Source organism: Rice orange leaf phytoplasma, assembly GCF_001866375.1.
GTDB lineage: Bacteria > Bacillota_I > Bacilli_A > Acholeplasmatales > Acholeplasmataceae > Phytoplasma > Phytoplasma asteris.
Genome location: NZ_MIEP01000004.1, coordinates 125117 through 142562, shown reverse-complemented (window position 1 = coordinate 142562; position 17446 = coordinate 125117). Strand labels below are relative to the sequence as shown.

The following is a 17446-nucleotide window of genomic DNA, read 5'->3' as shown; positions in this document are numbered from 1 at the left end:
ATAAAAATAAAAAGCTAGAGTTTGAATTGATTTCAACAAACTAGCTTAATAATTAGATAATTATTTTAATTTTAAGTGATATTTATAAAAAATCAATTTAAAATTATTTTCTTAAAAAAAGAGAATTTTGTTAAAAAAATAAGCCAATCATTGATTGTAAAATTGACTTAATAAATTAGAAAATACTAATTTAAAAAATGAGTTTCAAGGACAAAAGAAAAAACACAACAAAGATGGCGCCCACGCTAGGACTCGAACCTAGGACCCTCTGATTAACAGTCAGATGCTCTAACCAACTGAGCTACGTAGGCAGTTTTTGGTAGAGGATGAGGGACTTGAACCCCCGACATTCTGCTTGTAAGGCAGACGCTCTCCCAACTGAGCTAATCCTCTCTTTTATTCTTTTTTATAAAGCAAACCTTGGCACTCCCTATCTTCGCTCAATAAAGAACTATTGTCAGTACTAAGGACTTAACTGCTGTGTTCGGGATGGGAACAGGTGTTTCCCCTTAGTTTTATGCACCAAGGATCTTTCAAAACTAGATAAACGTTGGTATTTAAAAAATCAAAGTCAATGGGTCTATTAGTACTAGTCAGCTGAAAAGATCACTCTTCTTACACCTCTAGCCTATCAACCTGATAGTCTTTCAGGGACCTCATAGGGAAATCTCATCTTAAGGGAGGCTTCACACTTAGATGCTTTCAGTGTTTATCCCTTCTATACATAGCTACTCAGCTGTGGCTCTGGCGAACCAACTGAAACACCAGCGGTATATCCATCCCGGTCTTCTCATACTAGGGACAGTTCCTTTCAAATTTCCAACGCCCACGACGGATAGAGACCGAACTGTCTCACGACGTTCTGAACCCAGCTCGCGTTCCGCTTTAATGGGCGAACAGCCCAACCCTTGGAACCTTCTCCAGCTCCAGGATGCGATGAGCCGACATCGAGGTGCCAAACCGCTTCGTCGCTGTGAACGCTTGGAAGCGATAAGCCTGTTATCCCCAGGGTAGCTTTTATCCGTTGAGTCACGGCCCTTCCATTCGGTACCGTAAGATCACTAAGTCCGACTTTCGTCCCTGCTCGACTTGTAAGTCTTGCAGTCAAGCTCCCTTGTGCCTTTATGCTCTACAAATGATTTCCAACCATTTTGAGGGAACCTTCGAACGCCTCCGTTACTCTTTAGGAGGCGACCGCCCCAGTCAAACTGCCCACCAAACACTGTCCCTCACATTACACATGTGCAGGTTAGAAACTAAAAATAACAAGGGTGGTATCCCAAGGACAACTCCAGAAAAACTAGCGTTTTTCTCTCACAGTTTCCCACCTATCCTGTACATCTTATTTCCAATCTCAATATTAAGTTGCAGTAAAGCTCCATGGGGTCTTTTCGTCCTGTCGCGGGTAACCGGCATTTTCACCGGTAATTTGATTTCACCGAGGCTCTTGTTGAGACAGCGCCCAAATCGTTATGCCTTTCGTGCGGGTCGGAACTTACCCGACAAGGAATTTCGCTACCTTAGGACCGTTATAGTTACGGCCGCCGTTTACTGGGACTTCAATTCAATGCTTCGTTGCCTGACATCTCCTTTTAATCTTCCAGCACCGGGCAGGCATCAGCCCCTATACATCACCTTGCGGTTTAGCAGAGACCTATGTTTTTGATAAACAGTCGCTTGGGCCTATTCTCTGCGGCTTTTAGTTTTAATAAAAGCTCTCCTTATCCCTAAGTTACGGAGTAATTTTGCCGAGTTCCTTAACAAGAGTTTGCTCGCGCGTCTTAGTATACTCTACCTACCCACCTGTGTCGGTTTGCGGTACGGGTAGTTAATCAATTAGCCCTAGAAGCTTTTCTTGAAAGTATGACATCAATCACTTTACTTTCAAACCTTGTCTTTAAATGAGAAAACGGATTTGCCTGTCTTCTCAGACTTAGTTTTTCTACCCCAATCCAATAAGGGGCGTGTTTAGCCTGCTTTGTCCCTCCGTCAGTTGATTAACTAGTGCAGGAATCTCAGCCTGCTTGCCATCGATTACGGATTTCTCCCTCACCTTAGGACCCGACTAACCCAGGGAGGACGAACCTGGCCCTGGAAACCTTGGGTTTTTGACGGATAGGATTCTCACCTATCTTTTCGTTACTTACACCGGCATTCTCACTTCTGACCTCTCCACCACTGCTTCCGCTATGGCTTCACTGATATCAGAACGCTTCCCCTACCATTCAAATAACTAAGAAGTTATTTCAATCCGTAGCTTCGGTATGATGTTTTAGCCCCGGTACATTTTCGGCGCAGAGTCATTCGACTAGTGAGCTATTACGCACTCTTTAAAGGATGGCTGCTTCTAAGCCAACCTCCTAGTTGTTTAAACGTCTTCACTTCCTTTGCCACTTAACATCAATTTTGGGACCTTAGCTGACGGTCTGGGCTCTTTCCCTTTTGACCATGGACCTTATCACCCACAGTCTGACTGCTGATTTTATTTGGTAACATTCGGAGTTTGATTGAGTTCGGTACCCCGAGGTGGAGCCCTTACTCATTCAGTGCTCTACCTTCACCAAATTACTAAATCAACGCTAGCCCTAAAGCTATTTCGGGGAGAACCAGCTATCTCTGAGTTCGATTGGAATTTCACCCCTAGCCACAAGTCATCCAAACACTTTTCAACGTGTCCTGGTTCGGTCCTCCATTTAGTTTTACCTAAACTTCAACCTGCTCATGGCTAGCTCACTTCAGTTTCGGGTCTATGACATGCAACTAAACGCCCTATTAAGACTCGCTTTCGCTACGGCTCCGTTCCTTAAAACTTAACCTTGCTCCATATCATAACTCGCCGGTTCATTCTGCAAAAGGCAAGCCATCACACATTAACGTGCTTTGACTAATTGTAGGCACACAGTTTCAGGATCTATTTCACTCCCCTTTCGGGGTTCTTTTCACCTTTCCCTCACGGTACTAGTTCACTATCGGTCACTAAGAAGTATTTAGCCTTAGGAGATGGTCCTCCCATCTTCCGACAAGATTTCTCGTGTCTCGCCGTACTTATTGATACCCTAGATTTTAACTTATGTTTACGGGACTGTCACCTTCTTTGGTGCTTCTTTCCAAAAGCTTCTACTTCGTTAAAATTTTGTAACTAGAAATGGTATCAGGCTGTTCCGGGTTCGCTCGTCACTACTACCAGAATCGTTATTACTTTCTTTTCCTGCGGTTACTTAGATATTTCAGTTCGCCGCGTTTCCTTTCTTCTAACAAGATAAATCGTATTAGAAGAATATTACATCTTCAATGTAATGGGTTTTCCCATTCGGAGACCCACGGATCTTCACTTATTTACAGCTTCCCGTGGTGTTTCGCCGTTAATTGCGTCCTTCATCGGCTCTTAGTGCCAAGGCATCCACTGTGCGCCCTTAGTTCCTTTGATTTTTTAACCTTCGTTTATCTACTTTTCAAAGAGCTTTTTTAAGATTTTGCCTATTTGTGGTTATGGTGGGCCTAAATGGACTTGAACCACCGACCTCACGCTTATCAGGCGTGTGCTCTAACCAACTGAGCTATAGGCCCTTAATCTTAAAAAGATTAAAATGTTGCAAATACAATTTGTAAGCAAGTTACAATGAAAAACTTTCTTAAGTCTCTCAAAACTGAAGATGATAATTGTTTCCTTAGAAAGGAGGTGATCCATCCCCACCTTCCGGTAGGGATACCTTGTTACGACTTAACCCCAATCATCGACCCTACCTTAGACGGTTCCCTCTTCTTGCGAAGTTAGGCCGCCGGCTTTGGGTATTGCCAACTTTCGTGGTTTGACGGGCGGTGTGTACAAACCCCGAGAACGTATTCACCGCGACATGCTGATTCGCGATTACTAGCGATTCCAACTTCATGAAGTCGAGTTGCAGACTTCAATCCGAACTGAGACTGTTTTTTTGAGATTCGCCAAAAACTTGCGCTTCAGCTACCCTTTGTAACAGCCATTGTATCACGTTTGTAGCCCAGGTCATAAGGGGCATGATGATTTGACGTCGTCCCCACCTTCCTCCAATTTATCACTGGCAGTCTTGCTAAAGTCCCCACCATTACGTGCTGGTAACTAACAATAAGGGTTGCGCTCGTTGCGGGACTTAACCCAACATCTCACGACACGAGCTGACGACAACCATGCACCACCTGTGCAACTGATAACCTCCACTGTGTTTCTACAGCTTTGCAGAAGCATGTCAAGACCTGGTGAGGTTTTTCGGGTACCTTCGAATTAAACAACATGATCCACCGCTTGTGCGGAGTCCCGTCAATTCCTTTAAGTTTCATACTTGCGTACGTACTACTCAGGCGGAGTACTTAATGTGTTAACTTCAACACTGGTTTTACCCAACGTTTAGTACTCATCGTTTACGGCGTGGACTACCAGGGTATCTAATCCTGTTTGCTCCCCACGCTTTCGTGCCTCAGCGTCAGTAAAGACCCAGCAAGCCGCCTTCGCTACTGGTGTTCCTCCATATATTTACGCATTTTACCACTACACATGGAATTCCACTTGCCTCTATCTTACTCTAGCTAAACAGTTTTTATAGCATCACAATGTTGAGCATTGCACTTAGACCATAAACTTATTTAACCGCCTACGCACCCTTTACGCCCAATAATTCCGGATAACGCTTGCCCCCTATGTATTACCGCGGCTGCTGGCACATAGTTAGCCGGGGCTTATTCATTAGGTACCGTCAGAATGATTTTTCCATCATTTATTCTTCCCTAATAAAAGAACTTTACGTACCGAAATACTTCATCGTTCACGCGGCGTTGCTCGGTCAGAGTTTCCTCCATTGCCGAAAATTCCCTACTGCTGCCTCCCGTAGGAGTTTGGGCCGTGTCTCAGTCCCAATGTGGCCGTTCAACCTCTCAGCCCGGCTACACATCATAGTCTTGGTAGGCCTTTACCCCACCAACTAACTAATGTGACGCAAGCTCCTCCCTAAGCATACCTATTGCTAGGTCTTTTAAAAACAAGAAGATGCCTTCTTGTCTCCTATCCAGTCTTAGCAGTCGTTTCCAACTGTTATCCTCGTCTTAGGGGCAGATTGCTTACGCGTTACTCACCCGTTCGCCACTAAAGTTTAATTGCTCAAACTTCCGTTCGACTTGCATGTATTAGGCACGCCGCCAGCGTTAATCCTGAGCCAGGATCAAACTCTTCGTATGTTACAAAATTGATGCATCAAAAATTGCTTTTTGGTGTCAATTTTAAGGTGTTAAAAAATAATTAAAAATATTCGTTAATTATCATCTTCAGTTTTCAAAGATTAAAAAAATTAATGGTGAAGGGAGGTGGATTCGAACCACCGTACCTTACGGAACAGTTTTACAGACTGCTGCGTTTAGCCACTTCGCTATCCCTCCGAAATTGCTTAACAATTTCAAATTTATTTACCTTAAATATTATAGCACATATAAAAATGAAAAGCAAGCTTTTTTGATTTTTTTTAAATTTTAATTTGGGTTGTTATTTTTGATAGGAATTTGGGTTTTGGAAAAAGATATTTTGGAATTAGATAATGGTGTTTGAAATATTTTTTTTGCAAAATAAAAAATATATATATGAAGAAATTATCCTAACTAAATATGTTGCTTTCCAAAAAATGTTTTTTAAAAATTATAAGGATGAAAATTAAGAACTGCAGAAAAAAATATAAAAGTTTTGTTTGTTTTTTACTTAGTTTGATTTTTGAATTGTTGCAAGTATTGATGAAGGAAAAAGTTTTTATAAAGCGTTTTGTTTTAATGCAAAATATTTTTGTTGCATCTTTTTTCTAGTGAGCAAAGTTTGGAAAATAGTATAGGTGTTCCCAACAATCCAATATAAAGACAATATTGGGTTAGAACGCGAGAAAAATACCATCATTAAAATCATAAAAACACTCATAATTTTCATGCTTTTTTCTGATTGTTTAGCTTTTTGTTTTTGTTCTGAAGTCAAATGATAAGAAGGGGTTTTTAAATAATCTGGTTTTTTAAAAATAATTTTATTCAAAATAAACATCGTTACTCCCACTAAAAAAGAAAGAAAAAAGATAACAAAAGCATTATTGGGATTAGAAGGGTTTAAATTAATGAATCCTAAAAAGGGCTTTTCAATTAATTTATCAGTTGCAAAAATACCTCCAGGAATAATAAAGCGACTTAAGGTTTGATTAATTGCAATAAATAAGGGAAGTTGCAAGAAAGATAATAAAAAGCTCCAAAAAGAAAAATTATTTTTGCGATAAACTTTTAAAATTTCTAACTGCATTTTTTGAGCTGAGGTAGGATCTTTTTTGAGAGCATATTTTTGCTTTACTTTTTCAATTTCGGGCTGAATTAAACTCATATTCATACTCAAAGTACTTGTTTTAGTATAAATAGGCCAAGTTAAAGTACGGATGAAAATAGTAGCTAAAACAATTCCTAACCCTAAGTTGCCAAAAAAAATACCAGAAGCACCAGAAACTAAGAAAGTTGAGAAAAAATATAAAAAATAGCCAATTGAAATTATTAAAACATTCCAAAAATAACCAAACAGGCTCCATTCCAGTCTAGAAGGAAATTGAATTGGAACCGAAGAATTAGTTATAAAAAGTCTTCTAGATATTAAATGGTCGTTATTGTTGTTTGTAAATTTAATATCAATGTTAGATGAATCATTATTGGAAGTGTTTTTGATATTTTCTGCATAATGATCTTTGTCAAAATCTAATTTTATATTTTCTAAAGAAAGAGGGGTTTTATCTTCATATGTTCTAAATTCTAATGCATCTTTTAATTCTTTTTTTTGATATTTATTGTTTTGAATATAATCATCATTAGTGCCTGCAGAAACTGTTAAAAAATCCTTCATTAATTTATTTTTGAATTCGGTTTTTTCTTTATCGTTTTTATTTTTAAAAACATCAGCATCTGGTTTAAAAGTTAAAAAATATTCTTTTTTATTTAATTTAGAAAGATCAAAATTAGAAACATCTTCTACTTCAGGATCTGTTTTTTTCATTAAACCAAAAAAATATTTTGCTTGTTTTTTTTTATTTAACATGCCTTTAAATTCGTCTTGCATAGCTATTTGAATTTCTTTCTTTTTGTTATTGATAACATAAACCACAAAAATATCAGCACATTCATTTAATTTAGAAGGATCATTATTTGTAAAATATTCTTCATATTTTTCGCTACTTTTAAAAACAAAAACTTTGTCAAAAACTTCTATTTTTTCACGCTTTGGAGGATTAAGGAGCCAAAAAAATAACCCGAATAGAAAAATTGCTAAAAATAAAAACTTTTTTTTTGAAGAATGATTTCTAACATCCATTTTAATTAACTCCTTATTTTAGTTATTTGAAAGTAATATGCGAGTTTTGGTAGTAAATTGCAAAAAGAAAGTTTTTAATTGTTGAAAAGTTAGGCTTTTGGCTTGAGCTTTAATAACAATAACAAAAAACATTTTGGGGTTAAGGCAAGGAGAAACACTCCTAATAATTGCTCTTAAACGACGTTTAATTAAATTTCTTTCGTGGGCTTTACCATATTTTTTGCCAACACTTAAAGCAAATTTAAAATGAGGAAAGGCATTTTGTTTGACGTAATAAATAATAAAAAGGGAGTTCCCGTATCTTTTTTTAGATTTAAAAATAGGGGTGATTTCGCTTTCTTTTTTAAGAATATATTTTCTTTTCATCTTCTTAATAATCCTAAAATTCTTAACTTTTATATTCAAAACATCAATTAACCATTTTAAAAAAATATAAATTCCACAATTATTAATGATACAATAGCAATAAAAAGAAATTTATCAAAAAAACACCTAAAAAGCGGTGTTTATTTTTGGTTTGAATTAATCAAAATCAAGTTAGTTTGATTTTAAACTGTTAGTTGCAAACGTCCTTTAGCTCTTCTTCTAGCAAGAACTTTGCATCCTCCAACAGTTGCCATTCTGGCTCTAAAACCATGAGTTCTTTTTCTTTTGATTTTACTAGGTTGATATGTTCGTTTCATAAAAAAACCTCTTTTCTATTTAACACACTTCCTTAATTATAGCTTTTTTAGTATGAAATGTCAAGCCTAAAAGTTTTGAATAATTAAAAAATAGTGGTTGTGGGGGTAAAAATGTAAAAAATAAAATGTTTATAAAAAGAAAGAAAATATTTGGAGAAATGATTTAGTATTAAATGTGTTGAAACTTTTTGGTTGGCTTTTATAACAAATCATTTTTAAAATAATTTCAATAAGCTCTAGCAAATAAGACATTTTGAAGGGCTTTTTTGTTAGTAACAGGGCAGTTAGCAGTAATTAAATTAGTTTCTAAAATAACTCTGGCAGTAGCTCCTGTTTCTTGTTTAATTTGCAATTCGGCATCAGTTCCTGAAATACTCATTGCTACATAACCACCTTGTTTGAGATAAGTTTTAAATTCTTCATAAGTGGTAGCTTGTTTGCGATTTTGTTCTAAATGTTGCAGTGCTTTTTGATACATGTTATTGTGGATGGTTTCAAATAATTGCGGGATTTGAGATGGCAAATCTTTGGTTTTGATATTTTGTTTGACGAAGTTATATCTTTGAAAAATAGTAACTTCATCATTTTCTAAACCACGTTTGCCAATTTCTATACGCAAAGGAACACCTTTAAGTTCATATTGACTAAATTTCCAACCAGCAGTTTTGTCTTGTAGATCGAGATGAACGCGATAGTTTTTTTGAAGGATGGAAAAGAGGTTTTCGGATGTTTGTTTTACTGCATCATCTTGAGGTTGCAAAGGAATGATTACAATTTGCATAGGAGAAACATAAGGCGGTAAAACTAGTCCTTCATCATCGCTGTGAACCATAATTAAAGCTCCAATTAAACGTGTAGAAACGCCCCAAGATGTTTGATGAACATATTTTTTTTGATGGTCGCAATCTTGAAATTGGATTTGAAACGATTTAGCAAAATTAGTACCTAAGTAATGAGAAGTCCCTGCTTGAAGAGCTTGTCCGTCATGCATTAACGCTTCGATAGAATAAGTGATGAGGGCTCCAGCAAATTTTTCTGTTTCGGTTTTTTTGCCACATACAAAAGGAAGGGCTAAAAGGTTTTTGCCTAACTTTTGATAAATATCAAGGATGGATAAAGTTTGCTGCATCGCTTCTTGTTCGGTAGCATGCACAGTGTGTCCTTCTTGCCACAAAAACTCTTTACCTCTTAAAAAAGGTTTAGTCGTTTTTTCCCAGCGAACCACATTGCACCATTGATTATATAACTTAGGTAAATCACGATAAGAAGTGATTGTTTTAGAATAATATTGCGAAAATAAAATTTCTGAAGTAGGGCGAATCACTAGTTTTTCGGATAATTTTTTTTTGCCTGTAGTTGTTATCATTGCTGCTTCTGGAGAAAATCCTTGAATATGATTTTTTTCTTTTTGAAATAGTTTTTCTGGAAAAACTAACGGAAAATAAACATTTTGATGACCTGTTTTTTGTAAAGTACAATTAAGATGTTTTTGAATATTTTCCCACAAAGCATAACCATAAGGAAGATAGATAATAAAACCTTTTGCCTCAGAATAAGCTATTAATTCAGCTTTAAGACAAACATCTGTATACCATTTTCCAAAATCCGATGAGCGAGCAGTAACTGTTTTAACTCGTTTCATTGTTTTCATTTTTGCATTACCTTTGTTTAGTTATAATATATTATAAATATTTTAATTAATGTGTTATTTGTGTTGGTTTCAGGGAAAGAACAAACTATAATCAAAAATATTATAACATGAAAAAATAATAAAAAATAAATATTTAAAAGCATAATGATGACTTGTAAATGAAGGTTTTTTGAAAATATTTATTTTTTAAAGAATCTAACAATTCTTTTATTTCGATTTATAATAATGTTGTTATAGTTTGGAAATGACAAGAAATAATTGCAGTTGAGATGATAATTTGGTAATCCATAATAAAAAAAAGCGGGGGATAAAAGTTTTTTTATTGATTAAAAAAATACCAGATATTTATTAAAAAATAAAGGATAAAAAATAAATTCAAAATGGCGGAGCAGAAGGGATTCGAACCCTTGCACCGATTTCTCGGACTACGTCCTTAGCAGGGACGCCTCTTATAGCCACTTGAGTACTACTCCTAAATTATATTGTATAGATTTGCAAAATAAAAAAATAAATAGGTGAATGTAAGCAAATATAAAAAATAAAAATAAAAAAAAAGAGGGGATGAAAAAAATAGTAATTGAGATGTGTTAAAAAAATATCCCAAAAGTGGATTAAAAAAATAAAATAAATGGAGGCCCTGAACGGATTTGAACCGTTGATCAAGCTTTTGCAGAGCCATGCCTTACCACTTGGCTACAGGGCCAAACATCGCTTTAATGCGAGTTTTTTATAATTAAATTAATGAGTGACAAATGGTTTCATTAAAGCTTCAATGTCTTTGACTTCTTTAGGGATGTGTTTGGATAAATTAACAGCCCCTTCTTGAGTGATTAAAAGGTTGTCTTCAATTCTTACTCCAATCCCTAAATCTTTTAAATATAGACCTGGTTCGACAGTAATTACGCTGTTTGTTCCAATAACACCTGTATAATTGCAAACATCATGAATATCTAATCCTAAGTGATGTCCTAATCCGTGATAGCAATATTGATGGATTGTTTCGCCTTCTTTAAGTAAAGACATTTCTTTTAATCCTTGCAATAAAATATCTTTGCCATATTGGTTTAATTGCTTAAAGGTGTGATGCGGTTTTACCCAAGCAATGATTTCTTTGTTAGCTTTAAGAACTAAATTATAAATATCTTTTTTCAAAGAACTAAATTGTCCGCTTACAGGATAACAACGAGTAATATCAGATGAATAATGATTATAAGTAACGCCAGCATCAAATAATAAAAGGTCGTTGGGTTTTAATTGGCAGTTAGGTTTGTTATAATGCAAAATTAAGGCATTTTTTCCTGAAGCAGCAATGGTTTCAAAGGATTTTTGAGTTTGGTTATTTTCCAAAAAATAATGAAAAAGAGCAGCTATTTGATATTCATACATTCCAGGTTTTAAGTTTTTTAATAAATAATTAAGGGCTTGATGATTGATATCTAGAGCTTTTTGGATTTGGGTTTGTTCGTAAACGCTTTTTGTTTGACGCAAAGAAAATAAAAAAGAAGAGCTATTATAAACTTGCAAAAAAGGATATAAAGAAGCCATTTTTTGACAATATTCTAAAGCCCAACTTGCTTTTTGGTCTAAGGTTTGTTTGGATAGGTCAAAATAAAAACCTTCTAAAGAATCCACAAAAGAACCTCTCAAAGGATTTATCATCTGAAATAAAAAAGTTTCAAAAGTTAATATGTTTTTGAGGTTTGATAAATTAATTTGAGATATCAAATAAGCATCAGAAAAACTCAAAATATCTCCATCCCACAAGGCTTTACTAGGGTTATTTTCTTCTAAAAATAAAAAAGTATGAGATAAATTAGGTGTTTTTACCAACAATAAAATAGTGTTTGGTTGGTTAATTCCTGTCAAATAATAAAAATTATGATCAACTTCAAAAGGAAAAGTTTGATCGCCACTCTTAGTAATTGCTTTTCCAGAATAAAAAAGAGCAGCGGTGTTTGGTTTCATTTTTTGGATGAAATTATTTCTATTATGCAAAAACATAAAAACACGATTTTCCTTTTTTTAAGATAGAATAGAAATGAAAAAAATATAAGTTTATAAAGCAAACGGAAAAATGTTTAATATTAAAAAATTGGAATAAAAAAGCAGGCAAAAAACTTGGCAAAATAATTTAACTTTTGATTTGAAAAAATTTGATTTTGGGAAGTAATTTAAACTTTTGCTTTGGGAAATAATTCCAAAAAATTTTAATTTTCAAAATAATGTTTCTTTTTTAAAACATTTAAATAATTTGATTTTGGGAAGTAATTTAAACTTTTGTTTTGCGAATTTCTTGGAAAAATATTGAAAAAATTTGTTTGGCTAAAGGTTTTGCTTTTCTAAATATTAAATATTTATTTTGTTTTTTATTTTTTTTCTCTATGTAGAGTGTGAGTTCTAGAAAAAGGACAGTATTTTTTTAATTCTAAACGTCCTGGGGTCTTTTTTTTATTTTTATCAGTATGATAATTTTCTCTTTTGCACTCTGTACAAACTAATTTTACTAAATCACGCATGTTAATTTTCTCCTAACTAATTAAGCAATATAGTACTATTATATCAAATTTTTTTAATAAATAATAAAGAGTTTTTAAAATTATTATTTTTTAGTTTTTTTATAATGAGGAGTAGTTTTTTTATTAAGTAAACGTTTTTTAATCCATAAAAGAGTATAAGTCATAGAAACTGTAAAGACAAAAAGGCAAGAAAAGACCAAACAAACAAAGTCATAACATGAATAAACAAAACGATAACGTTTATGATGGCGATTTTCCTTATCTTCTAACTTTTGGGCATTTGCAGGATTATTTAATTTTTGTTTAAAAGGAGAAAAGAAAACATAAGGAAACATTTTAAAAGGATCTCTTTTAGCTGCTTGTTTTTCTGAAGTTATAATTGGTTTGTCTTTTTGCAGATCTTGAAAATAATCTTGCATAGATAAAAAGCCAAATAAACTAAAAAAGGTCATATAAAGCAAGGGATGAATAAAAGCTATCCACATTTTTTTATAAGGAATAGCATAAGAATTGACTTTAAAATAAAAATATAGATAACATAAAGGAGCTAAAGTGTGTTGGAGATGAGAAAGAAAAAAAGAAAGACTAAATTTAGGTTCGTAAAAATGTCTACCTTTATTAATTAAAGTGTGAAAAATTAAAGCTGTCATCAAAATGCTAACTAAACATGCAAAAACTACATAATGATACCAATTTTTTTGTCTTACTTTGGTAAAAAATAAAGCATAAACAATTAATACAAATAAATTACTTTGATGGGTAAAATACCAAACTGTTTTGATAAAAGTGTGGTGCCCAGGATAATAACCTTCTTCGTAATCTAAAATGTTGTCTTCTTTTCCTGTGGTGTCAAAATCAATTTCAGGCATAAAAGTAGGGGCTTTGTACTTATATTGCCAATAAATTTGTCCTTTGTTAACACATTCTTTAAAATCATGAAAAAAAACAAGCATTAAAGTACAAATAGACAACATTAAAAAAAGAAAAACAACATTGGGCTTTTTAAAATAATTTCTTAAAACAATTTTTTTAAATCTTAATTTTCTTTTCATATCGTTCCTTTTTGGTTTAACATTTAAATATTTACAAATGCAATTAAAATAATGGATAATGAAGATAAGTTATAAATTTGATTAATGATAAATTATTGCTGATGAGATTTATTTTTAGAAACAATAGGTTGAATAATGTTTTGTTCTAAGGCTTGGGGAAAAGGATATTTTTCTTCTCTCATTCTTTTAAATAACAAGTAAATAAAACCTCTTTGATAATCAATGCGAGTAATAACTGCTATTTGGGGTTCGTTTTGAACTTTGGCGCGAGTTCCTATTAAATAATTTTTAGCTGTGGGTTGCAAAAGCACTAACCTACTTCCTTATGGGTTCACTTTATCAAAAAGTGTAAATAAAAAAACAAACTAACTAGTTTGTTTTTTTATTGTAAAATATTAAAAAACTTAATAGTAAAGATTTTAAACAACGAAAAGATCTTTAAAACTTTTGCTGAATTTGAAAGTAGGAACCTTTTTAGCTGGAATGTCAATAGTTTTACCAGTTCTTGGATTTTTTCCTTCGCGAGCACTTCTGTGTTTTACTTCAAAGGTGCCAAAACCTGTTAAAGTAACTTTTTCATCTTCTTTGAATTCTTGAAGACTTTGAGAAATAACTTCAATAAAGTTATTAAGAAATTTATCAGCTTCTTTTTGACTAACGCCATTTTTTTCAGCTAATTTTCTTAAAAATTCTAATTTGTTCATTTTTTGCCTCCTTTTCTTTTTATTTACGTACTTATTATAACATCAAAAAAATAATTTACAAGCGAAAACCAACAATTATTTGAAATTATTGGTAATTATTGGTAATTATTTGCATTTTATTCTTAATTGACTGCGGGGGTGTTTGCAAAATGAATTAAAAAATGGTGGGTGGGTCAAAAATAATTTAGAATTCACTTTTGAAAGGTCTTTGCATTAAAGTTTCAAAAACAGTGTAAAAGGGTTTTGATTCAAAAATTAATTGATAAGAGGCTTGAATAATGGGCAGATCTAAATTATGTTTTAATTGCAATTGATAAAAAGCATTAAGAGTTTGGAATCCTTCGATGGTTTGCAAAGAAGAGTCAATAATTTGTTGGTAAGTAATGCCTGCAGCAATTTTAGCACCAGCATTAAAATTTCTGGAGTATTTGCTAAAAGCAGTCGCAATTAAATCACCTAATCCTGGAAGTCCTAAAACGGTTTGGGGATTTCCTTGATAAAAAGTAACTAACCGCGACATTTCTAAAATACCACGACTCATCAAAGCTGCTTGAGAATTAATTCCAAAGTTCTTGGCTACTAAAATACCATTAATAAGGGCTAAAACATTTTTAAAAGCACTGCAAATTTCATTTCCTACCAAATCAGAAGAAGTATATACTTTCAAATAATTAGGGCAAGAAAATAATTTTTGAATTTCCAAGGCAAAAGCGGGATTGGAAGAAGCTGCAGTTAACAGAGTTAATTTGCGTAAAATAACTTCTTCAGCATGCGATGGACCCATTAAGGAAGCAAAATTAGCTAAAAGAGGGGCAGGAATAACTTGTTTGACAATTTCAGAAACACGCAAAAAAGTTAAAGGTTCAATACCTTTAGAAACATTGACAAACGATTTGGGAGTAGTTAACATAAGGGCAAATTGTTTGAGAAGATGACGCATAAATTTCATAGGAACTGCCAAAACTATCAAATCAGAATAATCAAGAGCTTGTTTAAGGCAAGAAACTGCTTTAACATTTACTAGTGGATCATTAAAAATGGGATGTTTCCCTTGATTTATTTTTTCCACATAAGAAAGGTTAGTGTCATAGAGTAAAACTTGATTGTTGTTATCAGTTAAAACTTGTGCCAAAGTAGAACCCCAAGCACCACTGCCAATAATAGTAATTTTCATAAAATATAGCTTCTTTCTTGTAATCAAAATAGCAAAAACGGTCATGAAAAAAGTTACAGCAAAAATGACAAAAGTTTTTTTGATAATTAAAAATAAGGTTGAATTTTTTTCAACCACTATAATTAAATCACAAAATAAGAACAAATAATAAAATACTTGCAAACAAAATGAAAAAAGAAGGGGAAGGAGAAAAAGAGGGATTCAAAATAGTTTTAAAAATTAGACTTTTTTTTATGAAAAATAATTTTGAGGGGTGTTCCTTCTAAATCAAGGCTTTTTCTAAATTGATTTTTTAAAAATCTTTCATAAGAAAAATGAATATGTTTAGGGTCATTAACAAAACAAAGAAATTCAGGAGCTTTGGTTTTAGTTTGAAAAATATATTGAAACTTAGCTTTTTTTTGATTAAAGAAAGTGGGAGGAGTTATAAGAGTTGCTTCTTGTAAAATATCGTTTAAAAGACTAGTGCTAAACTGACTTTTATAATTGTTAAAAACTCGTTTTAAAATAGCAAAAATTTGAGTAAGACGACTTTTTTTCAAAGCTGATAAGAAAATAACAGGCGCATAAGATAAAAAAACAAACTCTTGACGAATTTTTTGCTCAAAGTTCTTTAGGGTATTGGTATCTTTTTCTAACAAATCCCATTTATTGACAATAATAATGCAAGCTTTATGATGTTCTAAAATAAACCCTGCAATATTTTTATCTTGTTCTAAAATACCTTCTTTAGCATCTAAAACTAAACAAGCAATATCTGCTTTTTCCAAAGCACCTAAAGCACGCAAAACACTGTATTTGTCTTCTTGTTCATAAATTTTACCTCTTTTTTTAATACCTGCAGTGTCAATAATTTGGTATTTTTGCCCATCATTTTCAAAAAAAGTATCAACAGCATCGGTGGTAGTTCCTGCCATATCAGAGACAATCATTCTTTGGGATGCTAAAAGAGAATTAGTAAGGGTTGATTTGCCAACGTTTGGGCGTCCCACAACACAAAATTTAATAATGTTGTTGTCTTTTTCTTGGTTTTGGTTTTGTTCTGGTTCTAACAGTTGTTTTTGTGGGATTTCATAATTAAATTCGGAAGTGGGGGGGTGCAAAGGTGTATCTATTGGAAGGTCTTCTAAAAATGAAGAATCAGAAATTAAAGCAGCATCGCGCATAAGAAAAACAATTTTATCTAACAAATCACCTATACCTATACCATGTTGAGTACTAATTGCAAAAGGAGTATCAAATCCCAGAGCATAAAATTCATAAGTGTTAGATAATAAATTGTGGTTGTCAATTTTATTAACTGCCAAAAGAACTGGTTTTTTAGTTTTATACAAAAGTTTAGCTAAATAAATGTCATTTTGAGTAAGTCCTGTTTTCCCATCAACTACAAAAACAATTACATCAGCTTCATCAACTGCAAGTTGAGCTTGTAATTTAATTTGTTCCAAAAAAGGAGTTGATTGAATTTCGATACCGCCCGTATCAATAACTCCAAATGTTTTAGTAAGCCACTCGGCAGTAGCATAAATGCGGTCCCGAGTAATGCCTGCTTTTTGATGAGTAATAGCGTGTCTTTTCCCAATAATGCGGTTAAACAAACTTGATTTGCCAACATTAGGACGACCCACAATAGCAATTTTAAAAGACATTTAAGTTCTCCTTTTTTTATCAATTAAGGCAATAATTTTGGCAATTACTTCATCAATTGATAATTCGGTAGTATCTAGTAAAATGGCATCTAAAGCTTTAGATAAGGGAGCAAGTTGGCGATGATAATCTTTATGATCGCGTTCCTTGAGTTGTTTCATAATTTGAGCAATGTCTGTGATTTTTCCTTTTTGGGCATCTTGTTGTTGTTTTCTCAAAGCTCTTTTAGTAATGTTGGCAGTAAGAAAAATTTTTAAATTAGCATCTGGCATTACAACTGTTCCAATATCTCTTCCATCCATAATTAAATTAGGAGTATTGGCACAAATTTCTTTTTGCAATTTCAATAATTTAGTTCTTACAGCAGGAATTAAAGCTACTGAAGAGACATGTTTTTCGACGTCCAAAGACTTAATTTTTAAAGAAACGTCTTCTTGATTAAGAAAAATTTTATTACAAGAATAAGAAAGATTGATTTTATCTAAAGCTTGATTAAGACTTTTTTCATGATTCCATGAAACTTCATTTTCTAACAAATATAAAGTTAGTGCCCGAAACATTGCTCCAGTATCGATGTGATTCCAACCTAATTTTTGGGACAACTTTTTACTAATAGTGCTTTTGCCAGAACCTGCCGGACCATCAATGGCGATTTTAAAACTTTTCATATGCATATA

At 33.2% G+C, this 17446-nt stretch carries 12 protein-coding genes, 6 tRNA genes and 3 rRNA genes; all 21 read right to left on the bottom strand.

Going from position 1 to position 17446, the window contains the following annotated elements:
- Positions 1-234: 234 nt before the first annotated feature.
- A tRNA-Asn gene (locus BHE82_RS01740) sits at positions 235-311 on the bottom strand.
- A gap of 6 nt (positions 312-317) precedes the next feature.
- A tRNA-Val gene (locus tag BHE82_RS01735) sits at positions 318-393 on the bottom strand.
- Between the two features lie 25 nt (positions 394-418).
- Positions 419-527, bottom strand: a 5S ribosomal RNA gene (rrf, locus tag BHE82_RS01730).
- Positions 528-562: 35 nt separating this feature from the next.
- Positions 563-3427: ribosomal RNA gene (locus tag BHE82_RS01725) — 23S ribosomal RNA — on the bottom strand.
- 63 nt (positions 3428-3490) lie between these two features.
- A tRNA-Ile gene (locus tag BHE82_RS01720) sits at positions 3491-3567 on the bottom strand.
- A gap of 105 nt (positions 3568-3672) precedes the next feature.
- A 16S ribosomal RNA gene (locus tag BHE82_RS01715) occupies positions 3673-5205 on the bottom strand.
- Together the 16S, 23S and 5S rRNA genes with 4 tRNA genes alongside form the textbook arrangement of a ribosomal RNA operon.
- Before the next feature lie 114 nt (positions 5206-5319).
- Positions 5320-5403, bottom strand: a tRNA-Tyr gene (locus BHE82_RS01710).
- A 361-nt stretch (positions 5404-5764) separates the two neighbouring features.
- Positions 5765-7342 carry a YidC/Oxa1 family membrane protein insertase gene (locus tag BHE82_RS01705; RefSeq protein WP_071345545.1) on the bottom strand — a complete coding sequence of 526 codons (1578 nt, stop codon included), beginning with the start codon at positions 7340-7342 and terminating at the stop codon, positions 5765-5767.
- Positions 7343-7360: 18 nt separating this feature from the next.
- Positions 7361-7708: a ribonuclease P protein component gene (gene rnpA / locus BHE82_RS01700; RefSeq protein WP_071345544.1), complete on the bottom strand. Its 348-nt coding sequence runs from the start codon at positions 7706-7708 to the stop codon at positions 7361-7363.
- Between the two features lie 182 nt (positions 7709-7890).
- Positions 7891-8025, bottom strand: coding sequence for a 50S ribosomal protein L34 (gene rpmH, locus BHE82_RS01695; RefSeq protein ID WP_024563646.1), 135 nt, complete (start codon positions 8023-8025; stop codon positions 7891-7893).
- A gap of 226 nt (positions 8026-8251) precedes the next feature.
- Positions 8252-9676, bottom strand: a complete 1425-nt coding sequence (gene proS / locus BHE82_RS01690; RefSeq protein ID WP_071345543.1) for a proline--tRNA ligase — start codon at positions 9674-9676, stop codon at positions 8252-8254.
- Positions 9677-10057: 381 nt separating this feature from the next.
- Positions 10058-10149, bottom strand: a tRNA-Ser gene (locus tag BHE82_RS01685).
- A 156-nt stretch (positions 10150-10305) separates the two neighbouring features.
- Positions 10306-10379, bottom strand: a tRNA-Cys gene (locus tag BHE82_RS01680).
- A gap of 35 nt (positions 10380-10414) precedes the next feature.
- Complete coding sequence (locus tag BHE82_RS01675; protein WP_071345542.1) at positions 10415-11677, bottom strand: aminopeptidase P family protein; 1263 nt, start codon at positions 11675-11677, stop codon at positions 10415-10417.
- A 365-nt stretch (positions 11678-12042) separates the two neighbouring features.
- Entirely contained in the window at positions 12043-12192 is a 150-nt protein-coding gene (gene rpmG / locus BHE82_RS01670) for a 50S ribosomal protein L33 (RefSeq protein ID WP_011160619.1), read from the bottom strand.
- Between the two features lie 83 nt (positions 12193-12275).
- On the bottom strand, positions 12276-13244 hold the full coding sequence (locus tag BHE82_RS01665) for a hypothetical protein (RefSeq protein ID WP_071345541.1): 969 nt from the start codon (positions 13242-13244) through the stop codon (positions 12276-12278).
- 92 nt (positions 13245-13336) lie between these two features.
- A complete protein-coding gene (locus BHE82_RS01660) occupies positions 13337-13555 on the bottom strand; it encodes a hypothetical protein (RefSeq protein WP_180365488.1) in 219 nt (72 codons plus the stop codon).
- A 108-nt stretch (positions 13556-13663) separates the two neighbouring features.
- Complete coding sequence (locus BHE82_RS01655; RefSeq protein ID WP_071345540.1) at positions 13664-13948, bottom strand: HU family DNA-binding protein; 285 nt, start codon at positions 13946-13948, stop codon at positions 13664-13666.
- A gap of 184 nt (positions 13949-14132) precedes the next feature.
- Positions 14133-15122 carry an NAD(P)H-dependent glycerol-3-phosphate dehydrogenase gene (locus BHE82_RS01650; RefSeq protein WP_071345584.1) on the bottom strand — a complete coding sequence of 330 codons (990 nt, stop codon included), beginning with the start codon at positions 15120-15122 and terminating at the stop codon, positions 14133-14135.
- 212 nt (positions 15123-15334) lie between these two features.
- Positions 15335-16771 carry a ribosome biogenesis GTPase Der gene (gene der, locus BHE82_RS01645; RefSeq protein ID WP_071345539.1) on the bottom strand — a complete coding sequence of 479 codons (1437 nt, stop codon included), beginning with the start codon at positions 16769-16771 and terminating at the stop codon, positions 15335-15337.
- Positions 16772-17437, bottom strand: coding sequence for a (d)CMP kinase (cmk, locus tag BHE82_RS01640; protein ID WP_071345583.1), 666 nt, complete (start codon positions 17435-17437; stop codon positions 16772-16774). It abuts the gene before it with no gap.
- Positions 17438-17446 lie beyond the last annotated feature (9 nt).

What these genes read in the sequence shown, in the direction of transcription:
- BHE82_RS01705 (WP_071345545.1), bottom strand. Translation starts at nt 7,342, where the DNA reads ATGGATGTTAGAAATCATTCTTCAAAAAAAAAGTTTTTATTTTTAGCA.
- der (WP_071345539.1), bottom strand. Translation starts at nt 16,771, where the DNA reads ATGTCTTTTAAAATTGCTATTGTGGGTCGTCCTAATGTTGGCAAATCA.
- cmk (WP_071345583.1), bottom strand. Translation starts at nt 17,437, where the DNA reads ATGAAAAGTTTTAAAATCGCCATTGATGGTCCGGCAGGTTCTGGCAAA.
- rpmH (WP_024563646.1), bottom strand. Translation starts at nt 8,025, where the DNA reads ATGAAACGAACATATCAACCTAGTAAAATCAAAAGAAAAAGAACTCAT.
- BHE82_RS01655 (WP_071345540.1), bottom strand. Translation starts at nt 13,948, where the DNA reads ATGAACAAATTAGAATTTTTAAGAAAATTAGCTGAAAAAAATGGCGTT.
- rpmG (WP_011160619.1), bottom strand. Translation starts at nt 12,192, where the DNA reads ATGCGTGATTTAGTAAAATTAGTTTGTACAGAGTGCAAAAGAGAAAAT.
- rnpA (WP_071345544.1), bottom strand. Translation starts at nt 7,708, where the DNA reads ATGAAAAGAAAATATATTCTTAAAAAAGAAAGCGAAATCACCCCTATT.
- proS (WP_071345543.1), bottom strand. Translation starts at nt 9,676, where the DNA reads ATGAAAACAATGAAACGAGTTAAAACAGTTACTGCTCGCTCATCGGAT.
- BHE82_RS01675 (WP_071345542.1), bottom strand. Translation starts at nt 11,677, where the DNA reads ATGTTTTTGCATAATAGAAATAATTTCATCCAAAAAATGAAACCAAAC.
- BHE82_RS01665 (WP_071345541.1), bottom strand. Translation starts at nt 13,244, where the DNA reads ATGAAAAGAAAATTAAGATTTAAAAAAATTGTTTTAAGAAATTATTTT.
- BHE82_RS01650 (WP_071345584.1), bottom strand. Translation starts at nt 15,122, where the DNA reads ATGAAAATTACTATTATTGGCAGTGGTGCTTGGGGTTCTACTTTGGCA.